This is a genomic window from Leucobacter ruminantium (assembly GCF_017565705.1).
GTDB classification, from domain to species: domain Bacteria; phylum Actinomycetota; class Actinomycetes; order Actinomycetales; family Microbacteriaceae; genus Leucobacter; species Leucobacter ruminantium.
In genome coordinates this window covers 41,972-64,366 of the sequence record NZ_JAGDYL010000008.1, presented here as the reverse complement: position 1 = coordinate 64,366, position 22,395 = coordinate 41,972, and the positions used below count along the sequence as shown (strand labels likewise).

Here is a 22,395-nt window from a genome sequence, read left to right as displayed (position 1 = left end):
TCACCCCTCGAGCGTCACGTCGTAGAACGAGGGGCGTCCGATCGATTCCGTGGTGAAGCCCTGCACCGCGTCGCGCAGGCCGAACACCTGCGGCTCCTCGAACAGCGGCAGCACGTAGGCCTGATCGGCGATGTACTGCTGGGCCGCAGCCGAGGCGGCCTCGCGCTCCTCGGTCGTGGGAACTGAGGCGATCGCCGCGAGCAGCCGGTCGAGTTCCGGGTCCGAGATCTGGCCGGTGTCGGGGTTCTTGTTGACGAGTGCGTTGCGGTTGCCCGAGTAGAGCTGCGACTTCAGCACGTCGAAGTCGGCGCGGCCCACCATCGAGTGGAACACCTGGATCGTGTCGAGGCTGCGCTGGGCCTCGTCCTGCGCGACCTGGTCTCCGGGGAAGATCTTCACGCCGACGCCGATCTCCGCCAGCTGTTCCTGGATGAGGGTCACGACCTCCTTCGAGCGCGGCTGCGGCAGCGCCTCGTTGAAGGTGAGCTCGAGCTTCTGCCCGTCCTTCTCGCGGATCCCATCGGCGCCCGGCTTCCAGCCCGCCTCGTCGAGCAGCTGCTTCGCCCGGTCCTGGTCGTAGACGTAGAAGCTCGACGTGTCGGTGTAACCGCGCGCGCTCTTGGCGAGGATGCCGGTGGCGAGCGGATAGTTCTCGGTGAAGAGCGTATCGACGATAGCCTCGCGGTCGATGCCGGCGATGAGCGCCTGCCGCACACGGATGTCCTGCAGCAGCGGATGGCCGAAGCGGAAGTTCAGGCTGTTGTCGACGCCGTTGGTCGCCGCGGCCACGAGGCCGAGGCCGTCGGCGTCGAACTGCTTCTCGTCGGGCGCGGGGATGGTGCGCGCGACATCCGCCTGTCCCGAGACCACGGTGCCGACGCGCACGCTGGCCTCGCTCGCGACGATGAAATCGACCCCGTCGATGCGCGCCGCGCCCTGGTGCTCGCGCGACTCCGGCGCCCAGTCGTAGTCCTCTCGGGTCTTGAGCGAGAGCTCGCTTCCGATCTTCTCGTCCTCGATCACGAAGGGACCGCTGCCGATGATCTCCGTCGCGTTGCCCGGGCCGAACTCCTCGCTCGTGCGGTCGAGCGTCGCGTTCGAGAGCAGGCCCGAGTTGATCGTGGAGACGGCCTGCGCGAAGCCGGGCGACGGGGCGCTGAAGACGAACCTCACTGTGTGCTCGTCGACGACCTCGCCGTGGTCGTAGTTGTTGATGGCCTCGGAGACCGGCAGGCCGCGGTCGGGGTCGCCCTTGCCGAAGAGGTCGATGTTCTTCACGACGTTCTCGGCGTCGAGCGGGGTGCCGTCCGAGTAGGTGACGCCCTCGCGCAGCTTGAAGACGTACTCGGTGGCGTCGGCGTTGACCTCTGGCAGCTCGGCGGCGATCCAGGGCTCGAGCTCGAGGGTCTCGGGGTTCTGCCAGAGCAGGCGGTCGGTGATCTGGTTGATCACGCCGCCGTTCGGATAGAAGCCGCCCTGCGGCGGGTAGAGCGTGATCCAGGTCTGCGGTTCGAGGTAGGTGAGCGTGCCGCCTCCCGACGACTCCCCCTCGCCCGCACCCGCGGAGCAGCCGGTCATCGCGATCGCAACGGCCGCGATGGCTCCGATCCAGGCGACACGGCGCTTCTTCATGGGAACTCCTTCTGAGTGTGATGTGCCCGCGAATTCGCGGGGGCCCGAGCGGGACAAGCTATTGTTATGCGAGATATAACTCAGAAGAAAGTATCGGTGTAACAGAAGTTCATGAACGCCGTCGACCGCGCCCGTCGTTACATTCGGTCATCTGCCTCGCGCATCCGAGCGCGCTCCGCGTATAACGGATCCATGCCTTCCGCGCCCCGCACTCCCTCCATCGCCATCATCGGCGCGGGCCCCCGGGGCACCTCGCTCATCGAGCGCCTCGGCGCGAACCTCGACGAGGTCCTGCCGGGCGATGCACCGCTCGAGCTCCACGTGATCGACGAGGCGCAGTCGGGCGCAGGGCGCATCTGGCGTACCGACCAGGACCGCGAGCTGTGCATGAACACGCTCGCGCACGCGGTCACGCTGTTCACCGAGCCGGGCAGCACGGTTGCGGGGCCCGTGCGGCCGGGCCCCACGCTCTACGAGTGGTGCGTGCTCGTGCGCGACGGCGGGCGGGCGGGCGAGGGATCGCGGGCATCGGGCGAGGGATCCCTGCCGCCCGCGCACGTCGCGACCTTCGCAGCGCACCCGGTGCGCGCGAGGCTCGCGGCCGATTACCGCGACGAACTCGCGACGATGCGCCCCGAGTCGCACCCGAGCCGCGCGCTCTACGGCGAGTACCTCGCCTGGTGCTACTCCCGCGCGCTCGCGGAGCTGCCGCGGCGCGTGCGCGTCGTGCGGCACCGCAGCCGGGCTGTCGGCGTAGAGGCCGACACGCGTCGCCCGGCGGGCGCGGCCTCCGGCCCAGATGCCGGTTCCGGTTCCGGCTCCGGCCCCGATACGGTGCTGCTCGCCGATGGCAGCAGTGTCGCCGCCGACGCAGTGATCATCGCGGCCGGCTGGATGCCGCGCGCTTCCACACCCGCCGAACAGGACTTCGAAGCACGGCTCGCCGAACGGCCCGAGCTCGTGTGGGTGCGCCCCGAGAGCCCCGCGGAGCAGCCGTTCGAGCGCGTCGCGCCGGGGGCCCACGCCATCGTGCGCGGCCTGGGCATGGGTTTCTTCGATGCGATGGCGCTTCTCACGATCGGCCGCGGCGGCCGCTTCATCGACGACCCGGAGGCACCGGGCGGGCTGCGCTACGAGCCGTCGGGCCGCGAGCCCGTGCTGCACATCACCTCGCGGCGCGGGGTGCCGTTCCGCGCGAAAACGCTCTACGGCTCGCTGCCGCCGTCGCCCGCGCAGCGCTTCGCCCGCTCGGCCGACTGGGCGTCGGCGCCGCGCCCCATCGACTTCGACCGGCAGCTGTGGCCCCGCATCGTGGCCGACGCGTACCTCGACCACGCCGAGACGCTGCTCCGCGTCCGCCCATCGGCCGTCACGGCGACGAGCGTCGAGCTCAGGACCGAGATCGAAGCCGCGCTCACGCGCGAACTGGCCGGGCAGGGCGCGGACGGGGATCCCTCGCCGGCCCGCGCGTCGGCGCCGGAGGTCTCCCGCGAGTTCGCAGCCCTCATCGGCACGGCCGAGCGCATCGGGGCGGCCGCGGCACGCTGCATCCCGGACCCGGCTGACCGCCTCGATCTCCCGGCCGAGATGCGCCCCGTGCACGAGCGCTTCGATTCACCCGCCGCGTTCGACGCGTGGGTCGCCCGACGGGTGGCCGATGACCTCCGCGAGGCCGACCTCGGCCACGACAGCGCGATCAAGGCCGGGCTCTGGTCGATCAGCGCGGCGCGGGCGCTGGCCGGCGATGTCGGCACCCTCGGCGGCTTCGACGCGGAGTCGCGCGACTCCGGCTACCGGATGCTCCTCGATCTCGGCGGCATGGTGGGTTCCGGCCCGCCCGCCTTCCGCAACCGGCAGCTGCTCGCACTCGCCGGGCAGGGGCTCGTGCACTTCATCGGACCCGAGGCGCGCGTCGAACTCGGTCCCGAGGGCTTCACAGCCCGCTCCGAGGCGGTCATCGACTCCGAGGTGACGGCCCCCGTGCTGATCGACGCTTGGATGCACGCCCACCGCCTCGCCGAGACGGCCGACCCGCTCGCGCAGAGCCTGCTCGCGAGCGGGCGCGCCCGGGCCTTCGAGGTGACGACCCGGCAGGGATCCCCCGTCGCGACCGGGGCGTTCGATCTCGAGGTCGAAACCGGTCGACTGCTGCGCGCCGACGGCTCCCCCGATCCGAGCGTGCACATCGCGGGAATCCCCGTCGACGAGGCGGTGCACGGCACCATCATCAGCCCGATGCCGGGCACAGACCCCCCTATGCTGAGGGAGACCGACCGGGTCGCGCGCAGCGCCCTTCGCACCGTGAGGAGTCCCAGATGACCGTTTCCCGTCCCGTCGCCCTCGTCACCGGAGCCACCGGAGGCATGGGCCGTGAGATCGTCCGCGACCTGGCGCGCACGCATCGCGTCGTCGCCGTCGGCCGCAACGCCGACCGCCTCGACGCCGTGGCCGCCGACACCGGCGCCGAGAAGTGGCGGCTCGACATCACCGACGAGACCGGGCTCGCCGGCGGGGTCGCGGGCCTCGAACGGCTCGACGTGCTCGTGAACGCGGCGGCCATCGCGCGCGCCTACCCCGTCGCCGACGCTCCCGCCGAGGAGTGGGCCGAGCACTTCGCCGTGAACGTCACGGCGCAGGCCGTGCTCACCCGCCTCGCGCTTCCCCTGCTGCGCGAGTCGCGCGGCACGGTGGTCTTCATCGGCTCCGGGGCGAGCACCCGGCCGGCGCCGGGGAACGCGATCTACACGGCGACCAAGCACGCGCTCAAGGCGGTCGCAGACGTGCTGCGCATCGACGAGGAACCGCACCGGGTGCGCGTCGCCACGGTCGCGCCGGGCCCCACCGACACCGAGATGTGGCAGGGGCTCGCGGGCGATCGCGCCGATGCCTCGCGGTGCATCCGCCCCGAGTCGGTCGCCGAGGCAGTGCGCTTCGTCGTCGACGCTCCGGCCGACGTGCAGATCACCGATCTCGCCGTGCGTCCGCGCGTCGAGATCGCCAGACACTGACCCCGTTACCCTCAGACCGTGAAGTCGGTGGCGACACGCCCGATCGCGTACCGCTTCACGACGTCGACGGCGACGAGGTGCTCGGGGTGCGAGGCGTAGGCGGCGAGCCCGTCGGCGTCGTCGAAGTCGGCGATCAGCGTCACGTCGTAGTTGTCGCCGTCGAACAGTTCGTTGCGGCGCACGTCGAGCGCGCGCACGCTCGGCACCACGCCGTTCAGGCGCAGCAGGGCGTCGGCGATCTCGCCGGCCTGGGCGTCGCGCTGCTCGCGGGTCTCGCCGCTCAGCTTCCAACTCACGATGTGGCGCAGGGTCATTCGGGTTCCTCTTTACGGTTTCTGGGTGGTGCGGGCGACTTCCGCCGGCCCTCGGCCCTGGGCGCCGACGGCTAACGGGACAGGAACGGCAAGCGGCGCTTCCTCGCCGCGCGCTCGACGGCGGCTGAGAATCGCGACGGATCCACCCGGTGAATCGCATGCCTGCGACCGTCGATCTGCACGACGGGGATGTCCTCGGAGTGCAGCCTTGCGAGCTCGGGATCCGTCAGGATGTCGAGCTCCGCGAACTCCGTCGGGATCCCTCGCCCCGAGAGCTCGGCGCGCACCTCGTCGATCACCGCCCTGGCGTCGTCGCAGAGGTGGCAGCCGGGCTTGCCGATGAGGGTGATCAGCGCGGTCTTCACGATGCACCAGTCTATCGAGAGCGGGTTCCGACGCGCGAACAGACGCCCGCGCACGAGAAAAGGCGCCGAGCCCGAGGGCCCGGCGCCTGCATCGCTCCCCGAGGGCGGCGACTACTTCTTGTTGCGGCGCTGGTGACGCGTCTTGCGAAGCAGCTTGCGGTGCTTCTTCTTGGACATGCGCTTGCGGCGCTTCTTGATGACTGAACCCACGGTTACCTCACAACGTCTCTCGGGCCGACCGGTAGCGTGGCCCACAAGACATACATATTACTCGCGGACGGGGACGAGCGCGAACTCGGCGCTCAGGCCCGCAGCTTGAAGCGCGCGACCAGCTCCTTGACTCGCACCTCGGCGCGTGCCGCAGCACGTCCGATGCGCTCGGCCGCAGCGGCCGCCTCCTCGGGCAGCACCTCGCCTTGCTCCGCCTCGGCGAAGTCGTCGGCGCCCTCGGGCCCCGGGACCCGCTCGCCGCTCTCGGAGAGGTACTCGACCGTCACCTCGGTGTCGAAGCCCGCCGACAGGAAGGGGATCACGAAGTCCTCGACCATCTCGAGCGGCTCGGGATCGAGCGAGTAGAAGCGGTGCTGCCCCTCCTCGCGAACGGTGACGAGCTCCGCTTCGCGGAGCACCTTGAGGTGCTTCGAGACCGTGGGCTGGCTGATCTCCAGCTGGCCGACGATTTCGGACACGCTGATCTCGCCGTCCTGGAGATGCTTCTCGAGCAGCACCTGCAGGATGTCGCGACGCGTGGCGTCGGCGATGACTCCGAAAATATCTGGCATGCGTTCAAGGGTACCGGAGCCGCGCGCAAGCGGGTCGGGTGTGTAGCATGACAGCAGCATTCGCATTCGATACGCCGGAAAGAAGGAGCCGTGAGGGCACGCTTCATGCGACGCCGGGCCCCCGCCCCGGCCCACGGATCGTGGGTGGGCGCGCTGGTCCACTCGTCGCCTCCGCGCTTCGCCATCCTCGTCTTCACGGCGCTCATCCTGGCCTGGACGCTGCTGCTCTCCCTGCCCATCTCGAGCCGCGAGGGATCGGTCACCCCGCTCGCCGACGCGCTGTTCACGGCGGTTTCGGCCATCTGCGTCACCGGTCTCTCGACGGTGGACATGGCCACCCACTGGTCGCTCTTCGGCGACCTCGTGATCCTCGCCGGTCTCCAGATCGGCGGCATCGGCGTGCTGACGCTCGCGAGCATCCTGGGGCTCACCGTGACGCGGCGCCTGGGTCTGCGCCAACGCCTCCTCGCCGCCGGCGACACCAACCCGATGCGCATGGCCAAGGGCGCGTCCGAGAGCCAGGCCGTCGGGCTCGGCGACATCGGCGGCCTGCTCGCCTCGGTCGCGACGAGCGTGCTCGTCATCGAGCTCGCGCTCACGGCGCTGATCGCGCCGCGCCTCATGGCCGAGGGCTATAGCTTCTGGCGCTCCCTCTGGGACGGCTTCTACCTCGCGGCCTCGTCGTTCACGAACACCGGCTTCGTACCCTTGCCGGGCGGCCTCGCGCCGTTCGAGACCGACATCTACCTGCTCAGCGTGCTCGCGGTCGGCGTGTTCCTCGGCAGCATCGGCTTCCCGGTGATCTTCGCCCTCTACCGCTATGTGACGGGAGGCGGCTGGCGGGCGCACAAACGCCTCGGCCTGCACACCAAGCTGACCCTCACCACGACGATCATCTTCGTGATCTTCGGCTGGCTGCTCATCGCGGCGCTCGAGGCGGACAATCCGGCGACGTTCGGCTCGCAGAACTTCGGGCAGACGATGTTCAGCGCGGGCTACATGTCGATCATGACCCGCTCGGGCGGCCTCGGCATCATCGATCCGCTCGAGATGCACGGCTCGACGCTGCTCGTCGTCGACATGCTCATGTTCGTCGGCGGCGGTTCGGCATCGACCGCGGGCGGCATCAAGGTCACCACGATCGCGGTGCTCTTCATCGCGGCCTACGCCGAGGCGCGCGGCTACCGCGACATGCAGGCCTTCGGCCGCAGCATTCCGAACGAAGTGCTGCGCGTCGCGGTCTCCGTCCTCATCTGGGGCGCGACGATCGTGCTCGTCTCGACCACCGCCATCATGCACATCACCCGCGTCTCGCTCGACGTCGCGCTCTTCGAGGTCATCTCGGCCTTCGGCACGTGCGGGCTGTCGACGGGGTTGTCTGGCGAACTGCCCGAATCGGGCAAGTACATCATCGTCGCCACCATGTGGCTCGGCAGGGTGGGCACCGTGACGATGGCCTCGGCCATCGCAGCGACGAGCCGTTCCCGCCTGTTCAGGCTCCCGGAAGAGAGGCCGATCGTTGGTTGACATTCGCAGCGGGGTCGCCGCTGCGACGGCGATCCCGCCTCGAGAAAGGCAGACCGTTGGTTGACATTCGCAATGGGCTCACCGCCGCACCGGTGATCGCACCTCGAGAAAGGCAGACCGTTGGTTGACATTCGCAGTGACGCACCGGTGATCGTCATCGGCCTGGGGCGCTTCGGCGCCGCGACGGCGGGTCAGTTGGACCGTCAGGACCGCGAGGTGCTCGTCGTCGACACCGACATGGCGCTCGTGCAGAAGTGGGCCGACCGCGTGACCCACGCGGTGCAGGCCGACGCGCGCTCGATCGAGGCGCTCGAGCAGATCGGCGCCGATGAGTTCCAGATCGCCGTGGTCGCGACGGGCGCTTCGATCGAGTCGAGCGTGCTCATCGCGGCGAACCTGGTCGACCTCGGGGTTCCGCAGATCTGGGCGAAGGCGATCTCGCTGTCGCACGGCAAGATTCTCGAGCGCATCGGCGTGAACCACGTCATCTACCCCGAGCGCGAGGCCGGCGAGCGTGTGGCCCACCTGCTCAGCGGCAGCATGCTCGACTTCATCCAGTTCGACGACAACTACGTCATCGCCAAGATGTACCCGCCCCGCTCGATCCGGGGCCGGGCGCTCAAGGAGAGCGGCGTGCGCACGCGCTACCGTGTCACCGTCGTCGGTGTGAAGACTCCGGGGCAGCCGTTCACCCACGCGACCCAGGACACCGTGATCTCGCCCCACGATCTCATCATCGTGAGCGGCACCGCGGCCGATGTGGAGCGCTTCGCGACGATCGGATAGCGAGGGATCCGCCGCTACTGCGCGGCCAGTTCCTCGGAACGGCGGATGTTCGCCGCGAGTGCCCGGTCGAACAGCTCGCCCCAGCCGGCGGCCTGCAGCACCTTGATCGCCTGCTCCGTCGTGCCCTTCGGGCTCGTGACGTTCCGGCGCAGCTGCGCCGGTTCCTCACCGCTGCGCACCAGCAGTTCCGCGGCCCCCGCGATCGTGCCCTCGACGAGGGTGCGCGCCTGTGCGGGGTCGAAGCCGAGGCGCTCCGCGGCCGCCATCATCTCCTCGGCGTAGAGGAAGAGGTAGGCCGGGCCGGATCCCGAGACCGCCGCGATGTCGTTGATCTGCTCCTCGCGTACGACGAGCACCGAACCGACGGTCTCGAACAGCGCTCGCACCGTCTCGACGGCGGCTGCGGTGGCCGAGGCGCCGCCGGCGACGCCGGTCACCCCGCGGCCGATGTGCGACGGCGTGTTCGGCATGGCGCGCACCACCTGCACCCCCGCCGGCAGCACGGCCTCGATCGCGGCGCTGGGAACACCCGCGGCGACGCTCACGACGATCGCCCCAGGTTCGAGCGCGTCCGCGATCCCTCGCGCCACGTCGACGATCATCCACGGCTTCACGCCGAGCACCACGAGGCCGGCGCCGCGAACCGCGATACGGTTGGCATCGGGCTCGGTCTCGCCCGCGTATGCCGCGACGTCGTCGGCGTCCGCGTATTGCCGCGCGCTCTCGGCCGAACGCGTCGTGACGGCGATCGGCTTGGGGATGCTCAGACCGGGTGCACGCAACCCCTCGAGGATCGCCCCTCCCATCGATCCCACGCCGATCATGGCGGTGCTCGGAAGTTCGACCCCGGCCTGCGCCGTCGGCGCCGCGTTCTCGTCCATGCCGACCAGTCTAGAGAACGCGGCGGCCGGGTCATGCGCCTCCTGGAAGGTGGGCGGCATAGAATGTGTCGCGGCGGCATCACTCAGCGAGGAAGGGATCGGCATGACCACGACCAGCGAAGACCGGGCGAGGATCGAGGCGGCTCTGCTCGAGAGCTCGAACATCTCGAAGGTGATCAGCCTGACCATCGGCGAGGCCGACGGAGAATCCCTGATCGCGGCGAAGGTCGATCTCGCCCCGGACCTGACCATGCGGGAGGTGTCGGTGCTGCTGCTGCAGGCGAAGCATCGCGTGCAGTCGGCCGTGCCGTCGGCGGGCAAGATCTACCTCGAGCCGGATGTCTACATCGATCCGAACGCGGCGACCCCTTCGACCAGCTCGATCGTGCTGCTGTCGAGCAACTGACCGATTCGAGCACCCGGTCCCTCGCGCCTCACCGCCCCGATCCCTCGCCGCTGTCGTGCGAGGGATCGGGGCGGTCGCGTTCCGGCCCCGTTCACCCGGACGTTACCGATTCGATTCATTCGGTCCACCCGTCTCTCATACGCTGAGAAGGTAAGGACGAGGCGGAATGCCGGGGCTTCGGGCTCTCGGATCCGCCTCTCATCACGAATGGAAGGGGATCCACTGTGAAGTCACGCGTGATTCTGCGCTCCACCGCCCTCGCGGCGACCGCGCTCGTCATCGGAGGCAGCCTGGCCGCCTGCTCGGGCGGCGACTCGGGAGGAAGCGGCTCCGATGTCGACGCCGCGACCGCGACGAGCGCCGCCGACTTCGGCGGGCTCGACGGCCTGATCGAGGCGGCCCAGGCGGAGGGCGAGCTGAACGTCATCGCACTGCCCGAGGATTGGGCGAACTACGGCGAGATCATCGCCGCGTTCGAGGACGAGTACGGGATCGTCGTGAACTCGGCATCGCCCGACGCGTCGAGCGCCGAGGAGATCCAGGCCGCCGAGAACCTCAAGGGCCAGGACACCGCCCCCGACGTCTTCGACCTCGGCACCGCGGTCGCGCTCGAGAACACCGACAAGTTCGCCCCCTACCAGGTGGAGACCTGGGACGAGATCCCCGATGCCAACAAGGAGGCCACCGGCCTCTGGGTGAACAACTACTCGGGCATCATGTCGCTCGGTTACGACTCCGACAAGCTCGACGAGCCGAAGGAGCTGCAGGATCTGCTCGGCGACGGCTACCGCGGCGCGGTGGCGCTGAACGGCGATCCCACGCAGGCGGGAGCGGCGTTCGCGGCCGTCGGCTGGATCTCGGCGCTGAACGGCGGAGGCGTCGACGACTTCGGCCCGGGCGTCGACTTCGTGGGCGAGCTGCGCCAGGCCGGCAACTTCCTGACGCTCGACCCGACCCCGGCGACGATCGCCTCGGGCGAGACCCCCGCCGTGTTCGACTGGTCGTTCAACAACGTCGCCGCGGCGAAGGACAAGCCGAGCTGGGAGACGACGGTGCTGCCCGGCCCCGCCTACGTCTCCTTCTACAACGAGGCGATCAACAAGGACGCCCCGCACCCCGCCGCCGCCCGCCTGTGGCAGGAGTGGATCTTCTCGGACGAGGCGCAGGCGCTCTTCCTCGAGGCGAACGCCGTTCCCGTGCGCGTCGATGCGCTGAAGGAGTCGGGCGCCGTCGACGAGAAGCTCATCGAGGAGGCGACCTTCGGCACGGACAGCGCCGACTGGATCTCGCCCGACCAGGCGCAGACGGAGGCCGCCAACGCGGTGCTCGCCGAGCGCTGGGCGAACACGATCAAGTAGCGGTCGCGCCGCAGGCCCCGCGAGCCCGGCTCGCGGGGCCTGCGCCTTCCCTTCGTTACTCTCGAAACCATGAAACGTCTTCTCCCGGCACTCGGGCTCGCGCCGTTCGCGGTCTACGTGCTGCTCTTCCTCGCGGTGCCGACGCTGCTCGCGGTCGGCAGCGGCTTCTTCAGCGCCGACGGCTTCACGCTGCAGAACCTGGGCGTGCTGTTCACTCCGGCGACCGGAGAGGCATTCGGCGCGAGCGTGTGGGTCAGCGCGCTCACCGCGGTGTTCGGCGCCCTGATCGGCGCGGTGCTGTGCTGGGCGCTCGCCCCGCTCTCCGAGCGCGGCCCCTTGCGTCGCATCGTCGACTCGGCGAGCTCCGTGCTCGCCCAGTTCGGCGGCGTCATGCTCGCGTTCGCATTCATCGCGACCATCGGCATCCAGGGCATCGTCACCGTGATCCTGCGCGACCGACTCGGCATCGACATCTACTCGGGCGGCGTGTGGCTCTACGAACTGCCCGGCCTCGTGCTGCCCTACCTCTACTTCCAGGTGCCGCTCATGGTGATCACCTTCCTTCCGGCTGTCAGCGCGCTCAAGCCGGGCTGGGCCGAGGCGGTGGCCACGCTCGGCGGTTCGAGCTGGTCGTACTGGACCCGCGTCGGCCTGCCCGTGCTCGCCCCCGCCTTCCTCGGCTCGCTGCTGCTGCTCTTCGCGAACGCGTTCTCGTCGTATGCGACGGCGGCAGCTCTCATCAGCCAGGGATCCCAGATCGTTCCGCTCCAGATCCGTGCGGCGCTCATCGGCGAGACCGGCGGCAGCAACGCCGGCACCGCGGGCGTGCTGGCCCTGGGCATGATCGTCGTGATGACCATCGTCATGCTCGTCTACGGCCGTCTCATGGCCAGGGCCGCGAGGTGGCAGCGATGAGCGCGAGAGTTCCCGGCCGTCCCTCGCGCGCGGTCTCCTACACCGTCATCGCGATCATCGGCGGCGTCTTCCTGATCCCTCTCCTGGCGATGCTCGAGTTCACGCTGCGGCAGACGTCGGGCGGCTACGGCGCCGAGCACTGGGCCGCGCTCTTCGACCCCGAGAACGCGCGCAAGTACCGCGTCCTGTTCAAGGGCATCGGCAACTCGTTCGTGCTCGCGGGCCTCTCGCTCGTCATCGTGCTCGCGCTCTTCTTCCCGACGATCGTGCTCGTGCACCTGCGCTTCCCGAGGCTGCAGCGCGCCCTCGACCTGCTGACGGTGCTGCCGATCGCGATCCCCGCGATCGTGCTGGTGGTCGGCTTCGCGCCGATCTACCGAGTGATCGGGCAGATGTTCGGCTCGGGCGTGTGGTCGCTGAGTCTCGCCTACGGCGTGCTCGTGCTGCCGTTCGCCTACCGGGCGATCGTCGCCGACCTGCACGGCATGGATGCCCGCACCCGGGCCGAGGCCGCGCGCTCGCTCGGCGCGGGGTGGGGCACGGTGCTCGTGCGCGTCATCGCCCCCGGCGTGCGCCGGGGGCTGCTGGCCGCCTCGCTGCTGACCATCGCGATCGTGCTCGGCGAGTTCACAGTCTCGTCGCTGCTCAACCGCACCACCCTGCAGGTCGCTCTGCTGCAGGTCTCGAAATCCGATCCGTTCGTCGCGGTCATCGTCTCGCTGCTGTCGCTCGTCGGCGCCTTCCTCGTGCTGCTCGCGGTGAGCAGCACCGGCGGCCCGCCGAGGCGCCGCGCGCGCCGCCGCACCCGTTCCACCCACTCCGAGGAGTCCTGACGTGCCCACCACCCCCTCATCCGCCGGTTCATCCGTCCGCCTGGAGCAGGTCACGAAGGCCTACGGCTCGACGACGGTGCTGCACGGCGTCGATCTCGCGCTCGAGCCGGGCGAACTCGTCTGCCTGCTCGGGCCCTCCGGCTGCGGCAAGACGACCGCGCTGCGCTGCATCGCGGGTCTCGAGGCCGTCTCGGGCGGCCGCGTGCTGATCGGCGAGCAGGACGTCACGGATGTGCCCGTGAACCGTCGCGACATCGGCATGGTGTTCCAGCAGTACTCGCTCTTCCCGCACCTCACGGTCGCGCGCAACGTCGAGTTCGGGCTGAGCATGCGGCGCATCGCGAAGGAGGAGCGGGCGAGCCGCAGCGCCGAGATGCTCGAGATCGTCGGCCTGTCGCACCTCGCCGAACGATTCCCGCACGAGCTGTCCGGCGGGCAGCAGCAGCGCGTCGCGCTCGCCCGCGCGCTCGTCACCAGGCCGCGCGCGCTCCTGCTCGACGAACCGCTCTCGGCGCTCGACGCGAAGGTGCGCGTGCGGCTGCGCGAGCAGATCCGTGCGATTCAGACGGAGCTCGGCATCACCACGGTGTTCGTGACCCACGACCAAGAAGAGGCGCTCGCGGTCTCAGACCGTGTCGCGGTCATGGAAGGCGGCCGCATCGCCCAGCTCGGCACGCCGGAGGAGCTCTACCGCCGCCCGAACTCGCCGTTCGTGGCCGACTTCGTGGGGCTCTCGAACCGCATCGAGGGCGAGCTCTCGGGCGATCGGGTGGTGGTGCGCGGTGCCGCGCTCCCGGTGATCGCGGGCGGTGCGGCGGCGGACTCGCGCGTCACGGCCTATCTGCGTCCCGAGCACGTGCGCCTCGCTCCCATCGCGGGCGAGGGATCCGCCGCCGCGGGCACGCCTTCCGCGCTCGAGGCGGTCGTGGTGTCGAGCGGATTCCTCGGGGCGATCCGCCGCACCGTCGTGCAGTTCGACGACGGAGTGACGCTGGCCTCTCAGCACGGCGCCGATGCGGCGTTCGCGGCGGGCGACCGCGTCGCGGTCGCGTTCTCGCCCGAACCGGTCACGGTCGCGCCCGCCGACTGAGCGAGCGCCAGCGAGTCTTCCGCTGCTTGAGCGAGGCGAAGCCGTCACCTTCCGCTGATTGAGCGAGCGGAGCGAGTCGAAATCATAGGGAGCGGCCCCGGGTTTCGACTCGTTGCGCTCGCTCAGCCAGCGGGTAGGGGGCTGCGCTCAGCGGCGCCGCTCGAAGAAATCGCGCAGCAGGGCGGCGCACTCCTCGGCGCGCACGCCTGCCGCGACCTCGGGCACCGGGTGGGGCAGTCTGCCGTCGCGCAACAGGTCGTACACGCTTCCCGCGGCTCCCGCCTTCTCGTCCCACGCCCCGAAGACCACGCGCGGGATGCGCGCGGCGAGGATCGTTCCCGCGCACATCGTGCACGGCTCGAGCGTCACGACGAGGGTGCAGCCGTCGAGCAGGCGTCCGCCGAGCACGAGTGCCGCCTCCCGGATGGCGAGCACCTCGGCGTGCGCGGTGGGATCCCTGTCGAGCTCGCGGGAGTTGCGTCCGGAGCCGATGACTTCTCCGCCGGGGCCGAGTACGACCGCCCCGACCGGGACCTCGCCCTCGGCAGCCGCGATGCGGGCTTCGGCGAGGGCGCGCTCCATCGCGGCGAGTTCCGCGGGCGATGGAGGGATGGTGCGCACCGCAATAGGATAGGCGCATGCGAGTCTTCGTTGCGGACCACCCCCTCATCACCCACAAGCTGACGGTGCTGCGCGACAAGAACACGCCGCAGCCGACCTTCCGGCTGCTCATCGAGGAGCTCATGACGCTGCTCGCCTACGAGGCGACCCGCGAGGTACGCGTCGAGCCGTGCGAGATCGTCACCCCGGTATCGCCGACGACGGGCGTGCGCCTGAGCGAGCCTCTGCCGCTCATCGTGCCCATCCTGCGCGCGGGCCTCGGCATGCTCGAGGGCATGGTGAAGCTCGTGCCCACCGCCGAGGTCGGCTTCCTCGGCATGGTGCGCGACGAGGAGACGCTCGAGCCGACGACCTACGCCGAGCGGCTGCCCGAATCGCTCGCGGGCCGCCAGTGCTTCGTGCTCGACCCCATGCTGGCGACGGGCGGATCCCTCGCGGCCGCGATCGAGTTCCTGTTCGCACGCGGCGCCGACGACGTCACGGCGATCTGCGTGCTCGGCACCCCCGAGGGCGTCGAGGCGATCCGCAAAGCGGCGGGCGACCGCAGGGTGACGCTCGTGCTGGGCGCCCTCGACGACGGCCTCACCGATCAGGCGTTCATCACGCCCGGCCTCGGCGACGCGGGCGACCGCCTCTACGGCACCGTCGACCACTGATCCGGTCGATCCCTCGCCCTTTCAAGGATCGCCGCTTGACACGTCGAGCGAAACTTTGCTTAACTGTGCGTTATGCATGACATCATTCGCACCCAGTCCGCCTTCGAGGTGAACTTTGGGCAGACCGGCATGATGATGGCCGGTCGCGATGTCATGTGCTGTCGAATGCTCATGCGCAACGCGCACTGAACTGCAGAACACTTCATCTGCGCGCGTTGCGTCGAACCCGCAGGTTCGACCTGAGCCACGCGCCCGTTCCGGGCACTCCCCGCGAGTCATCCGCGCCGCATCCCGGCCGCTCGCATCACGCAATCGCTTTGCACCTCTGCCGCAGGCCCGCATCGCCTCGGCACGACAGCACTTCTTCGAGGACATCATCATGAACGCCACCACCATCCGCACCGCCCGCCCCGACCTCACCGCCGAGATCCCCGCCCGCCCCGCGCCCGAGCGCCACGTGCCCGAGGGCACCGAGGTGCGCGGCTTCGCCCTCTACGTCGGCCTCGCCGACGACAAGATCGCCGAGGGCGACCCGAAGCTCGGAGCCATCGTCAGCCGGCTCAAGGAGCTCGTCGCGCAGCTCGCCCCCGCCGCCGAGACCTACGCCGCCGTCGCGCTCGCCCCCGAGGGCACCGGCGGCCGCGACGTCGAGGTCGTGCGCCTCGCCCTCGGCGACCCGGCGGCCCAGGCCCGCCAGAAGCAGGCCGAGGCCGACTCCAAGGACCGAGCCGCGAGCGGCGTGACCCTCGACCTCTCGCGCAAGCGGGTGCTGCTCGACAACGTTCCCGCCGCGCTCACCTTCCGCGAGTTCGAGCTGCTGCAGTACCTCGTGCTGCGCGAGGGGCGCACCATCAGCCGCGAGGAGCTCATCTCGGGCCTCTGGGCCGACGCCCCCGCCGAGGAAGTGCCGAACGAGCGCACCATCGATGTGCACGTGCGCCGACTGCGCGTGAAGCTCGCCCAGTACCAGGACATCGTGCGCACCGTGCGCGGCACCGGCTACCGCTTCGATCGCCACGCGGACGTCACGATCCTGCAGACGGCAGCGCCCAGCCCCGACGTCTTCTGAACCGAGCCGCGGGAACGCGCCGGCGCCCTCGCCCGACGGCGGCGCTTCCTCTTTCAACGCGTGCGTTCCTGCGGTACGGTCGTTGTGATCCGTCAGATACTCCCGGAAGAGGTACCGCCATGACCACACTGCCCCCGGAGGACGGCCAGGCCGGCCCCGAGACCGGTGCGACCGGCCAGCAGCCCGAGCCGCCGCAGCAGCCCCAGCCACCGCAGGCGCAGCCGCAGTACGAGGCCCCGCAGCCGCCGCAGGCTCCCCAGCCGCCGCAGTACCAGCAGGCGCCGCCCGGCGGCTACCAGCAGCCCGCCGGCGGCTACCAGCAGCCTCCCGCCGCCGGATACCAGCAGCCCCCGGCCGGTGGGTACCAGCAGGCTCCCGCCGCAGACCCGGTGAGCAACATCACGCTCAACTACTGGCTCTCCGTGTTCTTCGTCTGGCTGCCGGCCCTGATCTTCTTCCTCATCGAGAAGGACAAGGGCAATCCGCAGGCCTACGCCTACCACCGCGACAACCTCAACTTCTCGCTCGTGCGCACGATCGCATACGTGGGCATCGTGGTGGTCGGATGGATCCCCTACATCGGCTGGCTCATCGCCGTGCTGCTGTGGCTCGCGCAGATCGTGCTCTTCGTGTTCCACATCATCGCCGCGGTGAAGGCCCCCGAGGGCTACCGCAGGGGCGAACAGCCGGGGTTCATCTTCAATATCCCGATGGTCAAGTAGCCTTCGCGGCATGCGAAGAAGGGCGGGCCCGTTTCCGGGCCCGCCCTTCTCGTGTCTCCAGTTCGGTGCTTGAGGCTCGGCTCGGCGCGGCCCCGCGCTCTCGAACGGCTCAGACCTCGGCCAGAGCCCGCTCCCGCTTCCGCGCCACGATGCGGCCGCGCACGGCGTAGGCCACGACGAGCAGCAGCAGGGCGTAGAGCGACAGTGCGATCGGCCCCTGGAACAGCACCCCGAAGTCGCCGTTCGCGCTCATCGCGGCGTCGCGCAGGCTCGTCTCGGCGAGCGGGCCGAGCACCATGCCGATGATGAGCGGTGCGAGCGGGTAGTCGGCGGCCCGCATCACGAAGCCGACGAGGCCGATCGCGAGCAGCAGCAGCAGGTCGAAGGTCTTCCCCGACGTCGCGTAGATGCCGAGCGCGCAGACCACGGTGATGCCCGCGTAGAGCATGGGGCGAGGGATCAGCAGCAGCTTCGCCCACAGCATCGCGAACGGCAGGTTCAGGATGAGCAGCACGACCATCGCGATGAAGAAGCTCGCGAGCAGCGCCCAGACCAGGTCGGAGGAGCGCTCGAAGAGCAGCGGGCCCGGCTGCAGACCGTACTGGCGGAAGGCCGCGAGCATGATGGCGGCCGTCGCCGAGATCGGCAGGCCGAGCGCCAGCAGGGCTCCCATCGCCATGCCCGTCGTCGAGTTGCCCGCCGCCTCGGGAGCCGCGAGGCCGCGGATCGCGCCCTTGCCGAACTTCGGGTTCTTGCGGCGGGCGTCGAGCTTCTTCTCGAGGCCGAAGGCGAGGAAGGTCGGGATCTCCGAGCCGCCGGCCGGCACGACGCCGAACGGGAGGCCGATCGCGGTGCCGCGCAGCCAGGCAGGCAGCGCCTCGCGGAACTCGGCGCCCGAGAGCCACGGCCGCCCCTTCGGGCGGATGAGCCTGCCGCCCGCGATGTGCCGCTGGAGGCACGCGACGTAGATCACCTCGCCGAGCGCCAGGATCGCGACCGTCACGGTGACGAGCGAGATGCCGTCGAACAGGTTCGGGGAGTCGTAGGTGAAGCGCGGTGCGCCCGAGACGCCGTCGACGCCGACCACGGCGATGCCGAGTCCGAGGAAGAGGGAGACCATGCCCTTGAGGGGGCTGTCGGTGACGACGGACGAGGTCGCGACGAAGGCGAACAGCGCCAGCGCGAAGAACTCGGCCGGACCGAACTTGGTCGAGAACTCGGCGAGCAGCGGCGCCGCGAAGACGACGACGATCGAGGCGATGAAGCCGCCGGTGAAGGCGCCGATCGCCGCGGTCGCGAGCGCCTGCGCCGCGCGCCCGTCGAGGGCCATCTTGTGCCCCTCGAATGTGGAGGCGATCGCCGAGGCCTGGCCGGGCATGTTCATGAGGATGCTCATGGTGGAGTCGCCGAAGAGGCCGCCGAAGTAGACGCCCGAGAACATGATGAACGCGGCGGTCGGTTCGAGGGCGAAGGTCATCGGCAGCAGCAGGGCCACCGCCATCGACGATCCGAGGCCGGGCATGACGCCCACGGCGGTGCCGAGCAGGCAGCCGATGACCACCCACATGAGGTTCTGCCAGGTGAGTGCGCCGGCGAAGCCGTCGGCGAGCAGTTGCAGTGCGTCCATGTCAGAACCCCCAGCCCAGAATGCCCGAGGGCAGCGAAAGTCCGAGCAGCATGTCGAAGAGGATGTAGCTGAGCGAGGCCACCGTGAGCCCCACCACGAGGTTGCCCAGCACGCGCTCGGAGCCGAAGCCGCGGGCGACGCACCAGAAGAGCAGCGCCGCGGCGATGATCCAGCCGAGCACCGTGAGCAGCAGGGCGAAGCCGATGAAGGCGCCGACGATCCACGCGAGCGACGGCCAGTGCACCGCGCCCGACGACGAGGCCGGCTCGGCGCCCTCATCGGTGAGGAGCAGGGATCCCTCGAGGCCCTCGGCGTCGGGGTCGTCCGTCGGGCCCTCGACGCCGGCGGGGACGAGCGCGTCGGCACCCGCTCGGTGCTTCCGCACCGCGCCGACGGCCAGCAGGATCGCGAACAGGTAGAGGCCTGCCGTGATGATGCCCGGGAAGAACTTCGGGCCGGGGAACACGGTTCCCTCGGGCACGCGCATGGTGAACAGGCCGATCAGCAGGTAGGTCGCGAAGGCCGCGGTGATCGCGGGCATCGCGAGGTTCTTCAGCAGTTCCCCGGTCGAGCCGGCGGTGCCGGTCTCGAATTCCTCGCCCATCACGGACGACACGGCCGTGGGGTTGTTCGACGGCATCATTGGCCCATCTCCTCGTACAGCAGTTCGATGCGCTTCCGCTCCTCGATGAGGAACTCGGAGAGCTCGTCGCCGGTGATCACGCGCTCGGCCCAGCGGTAGCGGTCGATCGCGTCGCGCCACTCGGGCGTCTCGGTGGTCTCGAGCACGAGCTCGGCGAGCTGCTCGGTCTCCTCATCCGTGATCCCCGCAGGCGCGGCGACCATGCGCCAGTTGGTGAGGGTGACGTCGAAGCCCTGATCGCGCGCGGTCGGGATATCGATGCCCTCGACGGGCTCCTCGGCGACGAGCGCAAGGGCGCGCAGGCGGCCGGACTCGATCTGGTCGACGTTGTCGGAGTAGCCGCCCGTCGCCGCGCCGGCGGTGCCGTTGAGCAGCGCCTGAATGGCTTCGCCACCACCGTCGGACGAGATGTAGGTCGTGTCGACGGGGTCGATCCCCGCGGCGAGCGCGAGATCGGCGACGACGAGCTGATCGAACGATCCGCCTCCGGTCCAGGGGATCGACTTGGGGTCGTCCCGCCAGGCCTCCACGAGGTCGTCGAGGGTCTCGTACGGCGAGTCCGCCGGCACGACGACCACGTCGTACTCCTCGAAGAGCACGGCGAGCGAGGTGACGTCGTCGAGGGTCGCCGCCGAGCCGTACTGGATCGTCGCGGCGAGCAGGCCGGTGCCGCCGACCATGAGGTTGTTCGCCTGCCCTTCGAGCGTCGAGACGTTGCCGAGGGCGATGGTGCCGCCGGCTCCCGGCATGTTGACCACCTGCACGTTGTTGACGAGCGAGTTGGCCTTCTGAGCCTGCTGCATCTCGCGCGCGACCGTGTCCCAGCCGCCGCCGGCCGCTGCCGGGGCGATGATCGTCATCGAGGTGTGGATGTCCTGGCCTGCGGCTGCCGAGCTGATCGACCCGTAGCTCGCGATGCCGATCGCCGCGGCGGCCACCGCGCCGCCGATGATCCGGAACACGGTTCGCCTCGTCTTCGTGCCCGGGGGCGCCGCGCCCTGTTCTTGAACGTCTTCCGTCATGTTCAGCTCCTCCGTGCGGACTCCGTCGTCGCCGCACACCGGCTACTAAGATGACAGCAGTTCGTCGTGCGTGGTACCACACCGAGAATTGTGCTCATAGATACGCACGGAGGGCGGGTGCAGGAGGTGGCTCCCATGTCTCGACAGGGATCGTCGCGCGCCGCCCGCATCGGCGTGCTGCTGCTGCCCTGCCTCATCGTGCTCGTCTGCGTGGGCGTCACCACGGCCATCGCGGTCGCCGTGCAGGAGCGGAGCGTGCGCGAGGCCACGGCCGAGCGCGTGCGGGCGGTCGCCACGAGCCTCGCCGCTCTGGATCAGGTGCGCGGGGCGCTGAGCGATGCCGACGGCGATCTCGCCGCTGCGACGCGGGAGCTGCAGCCCCTCGCCGATGTCGTCGAGCGCGCAGCGGGCGTCGACTACGTCGTCATCACCGACGATCGGGGGCTGCGGATCACGCATCCCTCTCCCGAGGAGCGGGGGCGGCCGGTCTCGACCGATCCGTCGGACGTGCTGGCGGGCGAGGAGTTCCTCGGCACCGAGACCGGCACGCTGGGGCCCACGCTGCGCGCGAAGGTTCCGGTGCGCGGCCCGGGCGGTGCGATCATCGGCACGCTCTCCGTCGGCATCCTCGAGACCCGCATCGCCGAGGACTTCGACGAAGCGCTCGGCCGCCTGCTTCCGTGGGCGTTCGGTTCCCTCCTGGCCGGCACCCTCGCGAGCTCGCTGATCGCCGCAGCCCTGCTGCGCCGCTTCCGCCGCTTCGACGAGGCGGCGCGCGAGCTCGAGGGCGTGCGGCGCACAGCGGCCGCACTCCGCGAGCAGTCCCACGAGTTCCACACGCGGCTGCACGTGATCCACGGCCTCGTCTCGCACGGCGACACCGACGACGCCCTCGCCTACATCGCCGAGGCGGCGCCGGTGCTGACGGAGTCGGCCGACGACGCGACGCACGATCAGCCGCTGCTGCGGGCGACGCTCGAAGCGCTGCGCGCCGAGCTCGGGGCCGTCGGCACCCGGCTGGAGACCGCGATCGACGTCTCCTCCGAGCTCGGAGGAGACGTGACGCTCGTGCTCGCGAACCTCTGCCGCAACGCGGGCGAGGCGGGCTCCTCGCTCGTGCGCTGCGCGCTGGTGGAGCGCGACGGCCGTCTGCACGGCACCGTCGAGGACGACGGTCCGGGGGTCGACCCGAAGGACGTCGAGCGCGTCTTCTCGCGGGGCTTCTCGTCGAAGCCGGATCCCTCGGGTGCCGGGCGGGGGATCGGCCTCGACCTCGTGCGCCGCACGGTCGCTGCGCACCGCGGAACGGTGGAGCTCGGCCGCTCCGCCCTCGGAGGGGCGTGCTTCAGATTCGACATGGGGGTGCGGAGATGACGGCCAACGATATCCGCGTGCTCGTGGTCGACGACGACCCGGGGGCCCGCCGCCTGCACAGCCGCTTCGTCGCGGAGACCCCCGGTTTCGCTCTCGTGGCCGCGGTCGGCACCGGACGGGCGGCCGTGGAGCACGGTGCCCACGGGGGCGTCGACCTCATGCTGCTCGACATGCGCCTTCCCGACATCAGCGGCGTCGAGGTGCTCAACCGTCTCCGCACCCTCGGAGCCGACTCGCCCGATGTGCTGGTGATCAGCTCGTCGCGCGATCAGGTGACGGTGCGGCAGGCGCTCGCGGCGCACGTCGTCGGGTACCTCGTGAAGCCGTTCACCCAGGAGGCCTTGAGGGATCGCCTCGGCGTCTATCGGGCGGAGCGGCGGGAGCGCGAGGCCGGCGACCGCGAGCGGCCGCTCGGTCAGGGCGAGATCGACCGGCTGCTCTCGACCGGGCGCATCAGGGTGCCGGGTGCGGAGCGGGCGCCAAGCCGCTCGGCCGGCGAGGGATCGCCGCCGCTCGAGGAGTTGCCCAAGGGCCTGGCCGAGGTGACGCTGCAGCGGGTGCTGGCGTCGCTCGACCCGGTGGTCCCGGTGACCGCGGCCGAGCTGGCCGAGCGCTGCTCGATCTCGCGGGCGACGGCGCGGCGCTATCTCGACTACCTGGTCGATGCGGGCAGCATCGACCTCTCGCACCGCTACGGGCGCCGCGGCAGGCCCGAGGTGCTCTACCGGCTCGCGCCCGCTCCCGGGCACTGAACGCACGATCGG

General features: G+C 70.3%; 24 protein-coding genes. 14 read left to right on the top strand and 10 right to left on the bottom strand.

All coding sequences use genetic code 11. The features are described from left to right. Positions 1–1,632 carry a TIGR04028 family ABC transporter substrate-binding protein gene (locus J4H91_RS06685; RefSeq protein WP_208045482.1) on the bottom strand — a complete coding sequence of 544 codons (1,632 nt, stop codon included), beginning with the start codon at positions 1,630–1,632 and terminating at the stop codon, positions 1–3. Between the two features lie 192 nt (positions 1,633–1,824). Between J4H91_RS06685 and J4H91_RS06680 the strand changes: the two genes are divergently transcribed. Both J4H91_RS06680 and J4H91_RS06675 read left to right on the top strand, forming a co-directional pair. Further along, positions 1,825–3,951: an FAD/NAD(P)-binding protein gene (locus J4H91_RS06680; protein ID WP_208045481.1), complete on the top strand. Its 2,127-nt coding sequence runs from the start codon at positions 1,825–1,827 to the stop codon at positions 3,949–3,951. After that, complete coding sequence (locus J4H91_RS06675; protein WP_208045480.1) at positions 3,948–4,640, top strand: SDR family oxidoreductase; 693 nt, start codon at positions 3,948–3,950, stop codon at positions 4,638–4,640. The genes J4H91_RS06680 and J4H91_RS06675 overlap by 4 nt, the downstream gene beginning before the upstream one ends. 11 nt (positions 4,641–4,651) lie before the next feature. Here J4H91_RS06675 and J4H91_RS06670 read toward each other — a convergent pair whose 3' ends face one another. The 4 genes from J4H91_RS06670 to J4H91_RS06655 all read right to left on the bottom strand — a co-directional run bounded on the left by J4H91_RS06670 (position 4,652) and on the right by J4H91_RS06655 (position 6,101). After that, positions 4,652–4,954, bottom strand: a complete 303-nt coding sequence (locus J4H91_RS06670) for a Dabb family protein (protein WP_208045479.1) — start codon at positions 4,952–4,954, stop codon at positions 4,652–4,654. A 71-nt stretch (positions 4,955–5,025) separates the two neighbouring features. Further along, positions 5,026–5,319, bottom strand: a complete 294-nt coding sequence (locus J4H91_RS06665; RefSeq protein WP_208045478.1) for a glutaredoxin family protein — start codon at positions 5,317–5,319, stop codon at positions 5,026–5,028. A 111-nt stretch (positions 5,320–5,430) separates the two neighbouring features. Further along, positions 5,431–5,529: a 30S ribosomal protein bS22 gene (locus J4H91_RS06660; RefSeq protein WP_005504750.1), complete on the bottom strand. Its 99-nt coding sequence runs from the start codon at positions 5,527–5,529 to the stop codon at positions 5,431–5,433. Positions 5,530–5,621: 92 nt separating this feature from the next. Continuing rightward, entirely contained in the window at positions 5,622–6,101 is a 480-nt protein-coding gene (locus tag J4H91_RS06655; protein WP_208045477.1) for an ArsR/SmtB family transcription factor, read from the bottom strand. Between the two features lie 105 nt (positions 6,102–6,206). Here J4H91_RS06655 and J4H91_RS06650 point away from each other — a divergent pair, with 105 nt between their 5' ends. Together J4H91_RS06650 and J4H91_RS06645 are read left to right on the top strand one after the other, a co-directional pair. Next, positions 6,207–7,628 (top strand): TrkH family potassium uptake protein, encoded by a 1,422-nt coding sequence (locus J4H91_RS06650; protein ID WP_243752735.1) that lies wholly within the window; start codon positions 6,207–6,209, stop codon positions 7,626–7,628. A gap of 120 nt (positions 7,629–7,748) precedes the next feature. Next, a complete protein-coding gene (locus J4H91_RS06645) occupies positions 7,749–8,414 on the top strand; it encodes a potassium channel family protein (protein WP_208045476.1) in 666 nt (221 codons plus the stop codon). A 14-nt stretch (positions 8,415–8,428) separates the two neighbouring features. Here J4H91_RS06645 and proC read toward each other — a convergent pair whose 3' ends face one another. Further along, on the bottom strand, positions 8,429–9,295 hold the full coding sequence (proC, locus tag J4H91_RS06640) for a pyrroline-5-carboxylate reductase (RefSeq protein ID WP_243752723.1): 867 nt from the start codon (positions 9,293–9,295) through the stop codon (positions 8,429–8,431). Between the two features lie 103 nt (positions 9,296–9,398). Here proC and J4H91_RS06635 point away from each other — a divergent pair, with 103 nt between their 5' ends. The 5 genes from J4H91_RS06635 (at position 9,399) to J4H91_RS06615 (ending at position 13,897) form a co-directional block, all read left to right on the top strand. After that, a complete protein-coding gene (locus tag J4H91_RS06635) occupies positions 9,399–9,701 on the top strand; it encodes a hypothetical protein (RefSeq protein ID WP_208045475.1) in 303 nt (100 codons plus the stop codon). A gap of 224 nt (positions 9,702–9,925) precedes the next feature. Continuing rightward, complete coding sequence (locus tag J4H91_RS06630) at positions 9,926–11,059, top strand: extracellular solute-binding protein (protein ID WP_208045474.1); 1,134 nt, start codon at positions 9,926–9,928, stop codon at positions 11,057–11,059. Between the two features lie 69 nt (positions 11,060–11,128). Next, a complete protein-coding gene (locus tag J4H91_RS06625; protein WP_208045473.1) occupies positions 11,129–11,974 on the top strand; it encodes an ABC transporter permease in 846 nt (281 codons plus the stop codon). Next, positions 11,971–12,807: an ABC transporter permease gene (locus tag J4H91_RS06620; protein WP_208045472.1), complete on the top strand. Its 837-nt coding sequence runs from the start codon at positions 11,971–11,973 to the stop codon at positions 12,805–12,807. The genes J4H91_RS06625 and J4H91_RS06620 overlap by 4 nt, the downstream gene beginning before the upstream one ends. 1 nt (position 12,808) lies before the next feature. After that, positions 12,809–13,897, top strand: a complete 1,089-nt coding sequence (locus tag J4H91_RS06615) for an ATP-binding cassette domain-containing protein (protein ID WP_208045471.1) — start codon at positions 12,809–12,811, stop codon at positions 13,895–13,897. Between the two features lie 147 nt (positions 13,898–14,044). On the opposite strand, the gene J4H91_RS06610 is transcribed toward J4H91_RS06615, so the two are convergent. Next, complete coding sequence (locus J4H91_RS06610; protein WP_208045533.1) at positions 14,045–14,479, bottom strand: nucleoside deaminase; 435 nt, start codon at positions 14,477–14,479, stop codon at positions 14,045–14,047. A gap of 56 nt (positions 14,480–14,535) precedes the next feature. On the opposite strand from J4H91_RS06610, the gene upp reads away from it, so the two are divergent. The 3 genes from upp (at position 14,536) to J4H91_RS06595 (ending at position 16,965) form a co-directional block, all read left to right on the top strand. Further along, complete coding sequence (gene upp / locus J4H91_RS06605; protein ID WP_208045470.1) at positions 14,536–15,174, top strand: uracil phosphoribosyltransferase; 639 nt, start codon at positions 14,536–14,538, stop codon at positions 15,172–15,174. 379 nt (positions 15,175–15,553) lie between these two features. Beyond that, positions 15,554–16,243 carry a winged helix-turn-helix domain-containing protein gene (locus J4H91_RS06600; protein ID WP_208045469.1) on the top strand — a complete coding sequence of 230 codons (690 nt, stop codon included), beginning with the start codon at positions 15,554–15,556 and terminating at the stop codon, positions 16,241–16,243. A gap of 119 nt (positions 16,244–16,362) precedes the next feature. Next, positions 16,363–16,965: a DUF4870 domain-containing protein gene (locus tag J4H91_RS06595; protein ID WP_208045468.1), complete on the top strand. Its 603-nt coding sequence runs from the start codon at positions 16,363–16,365 to the stop codon at positions 16,963–16,965. 109 nt (positions 16,966–17,074) lie between these two features. On the opposite strand, the gene J4H91_RS06590 is transcribed toward J4H91_RS06595, so the two are convergent. From J4H91_RS06590 to J4H91_RS06580, 3 genes are read right to left on the bottom strand one after another with little or no spacing between them, the layout of a single operon-like run. After that, on the bottom strand, positions 17,075–18,592 hold the full coding sequence (locus tag J4H91_RS06590; protein WP_208045467.1) for a tripartite tricarboxylate transporter permease: 1,518 nt from the start codon (positions 18,590–18,592) through the stop codon (positions 17,075–17,077). 1 nt (position 18,593) lies between these two features. Then, positions 18,594–19,235 carry a tripartite tricarboxylate transporter TctB family protein gene (locus tag J4H91_RS06585; protein ID WP_208045466.1) on the bottom strand — a complete coding sequence of 214 codons (642 nt, stop codon included), beginning with the start codon at positions 19,233–19,235 and terminating at the stop codon, positions 18,594–18,596. After that, positions 19,232–20,257, bottom strand: a complete 1,026-nt coding sequence (locus J4H91_RS06580) for a tripartite tricarboxylate transporter substrate binding protein (RefSeq protein WP_208045465.1) — start codon at positions 20,255–20,257, stop codon at positions 19,232–19,234. The genes J4H91_RS06585 and J4H91_RS06580 overlap by 4 nt, the downstream gene beginning before the upstream one ends. A 135-nt stretch (positions 20,258–20,392) precedes the next feature. Here J4H91_RS06580 and J4H91_RS06575 point away from each other — a divergent pair, with 135 nt between their 5' ends. Next, a complete protein-coding gene (locus J4H91_RS06575; RefSeq protein ID WP_208045464.1) occupies positions 20,393–21,631 on the top strand; it encodes a sensor histidine kinase in 1,239 nt (412 codons plus the stop codon). Next, positions 21,628–22,383 (top strand): response regulator, encoded by a 756-nt coding sequence (locus tag J4H91_RS06570; protein ID WP_208045463.1) that lies wholly within the window; start codon positions 21,628–21,630, stop codon positions 22,381–22,383. Before J4H91_RS06575 ends, J4H91_RS06570 begins: the two co-directional genes overlap by 4 nt. Positions 22,384–22,395: the final 12 nt, after the last annotated feature.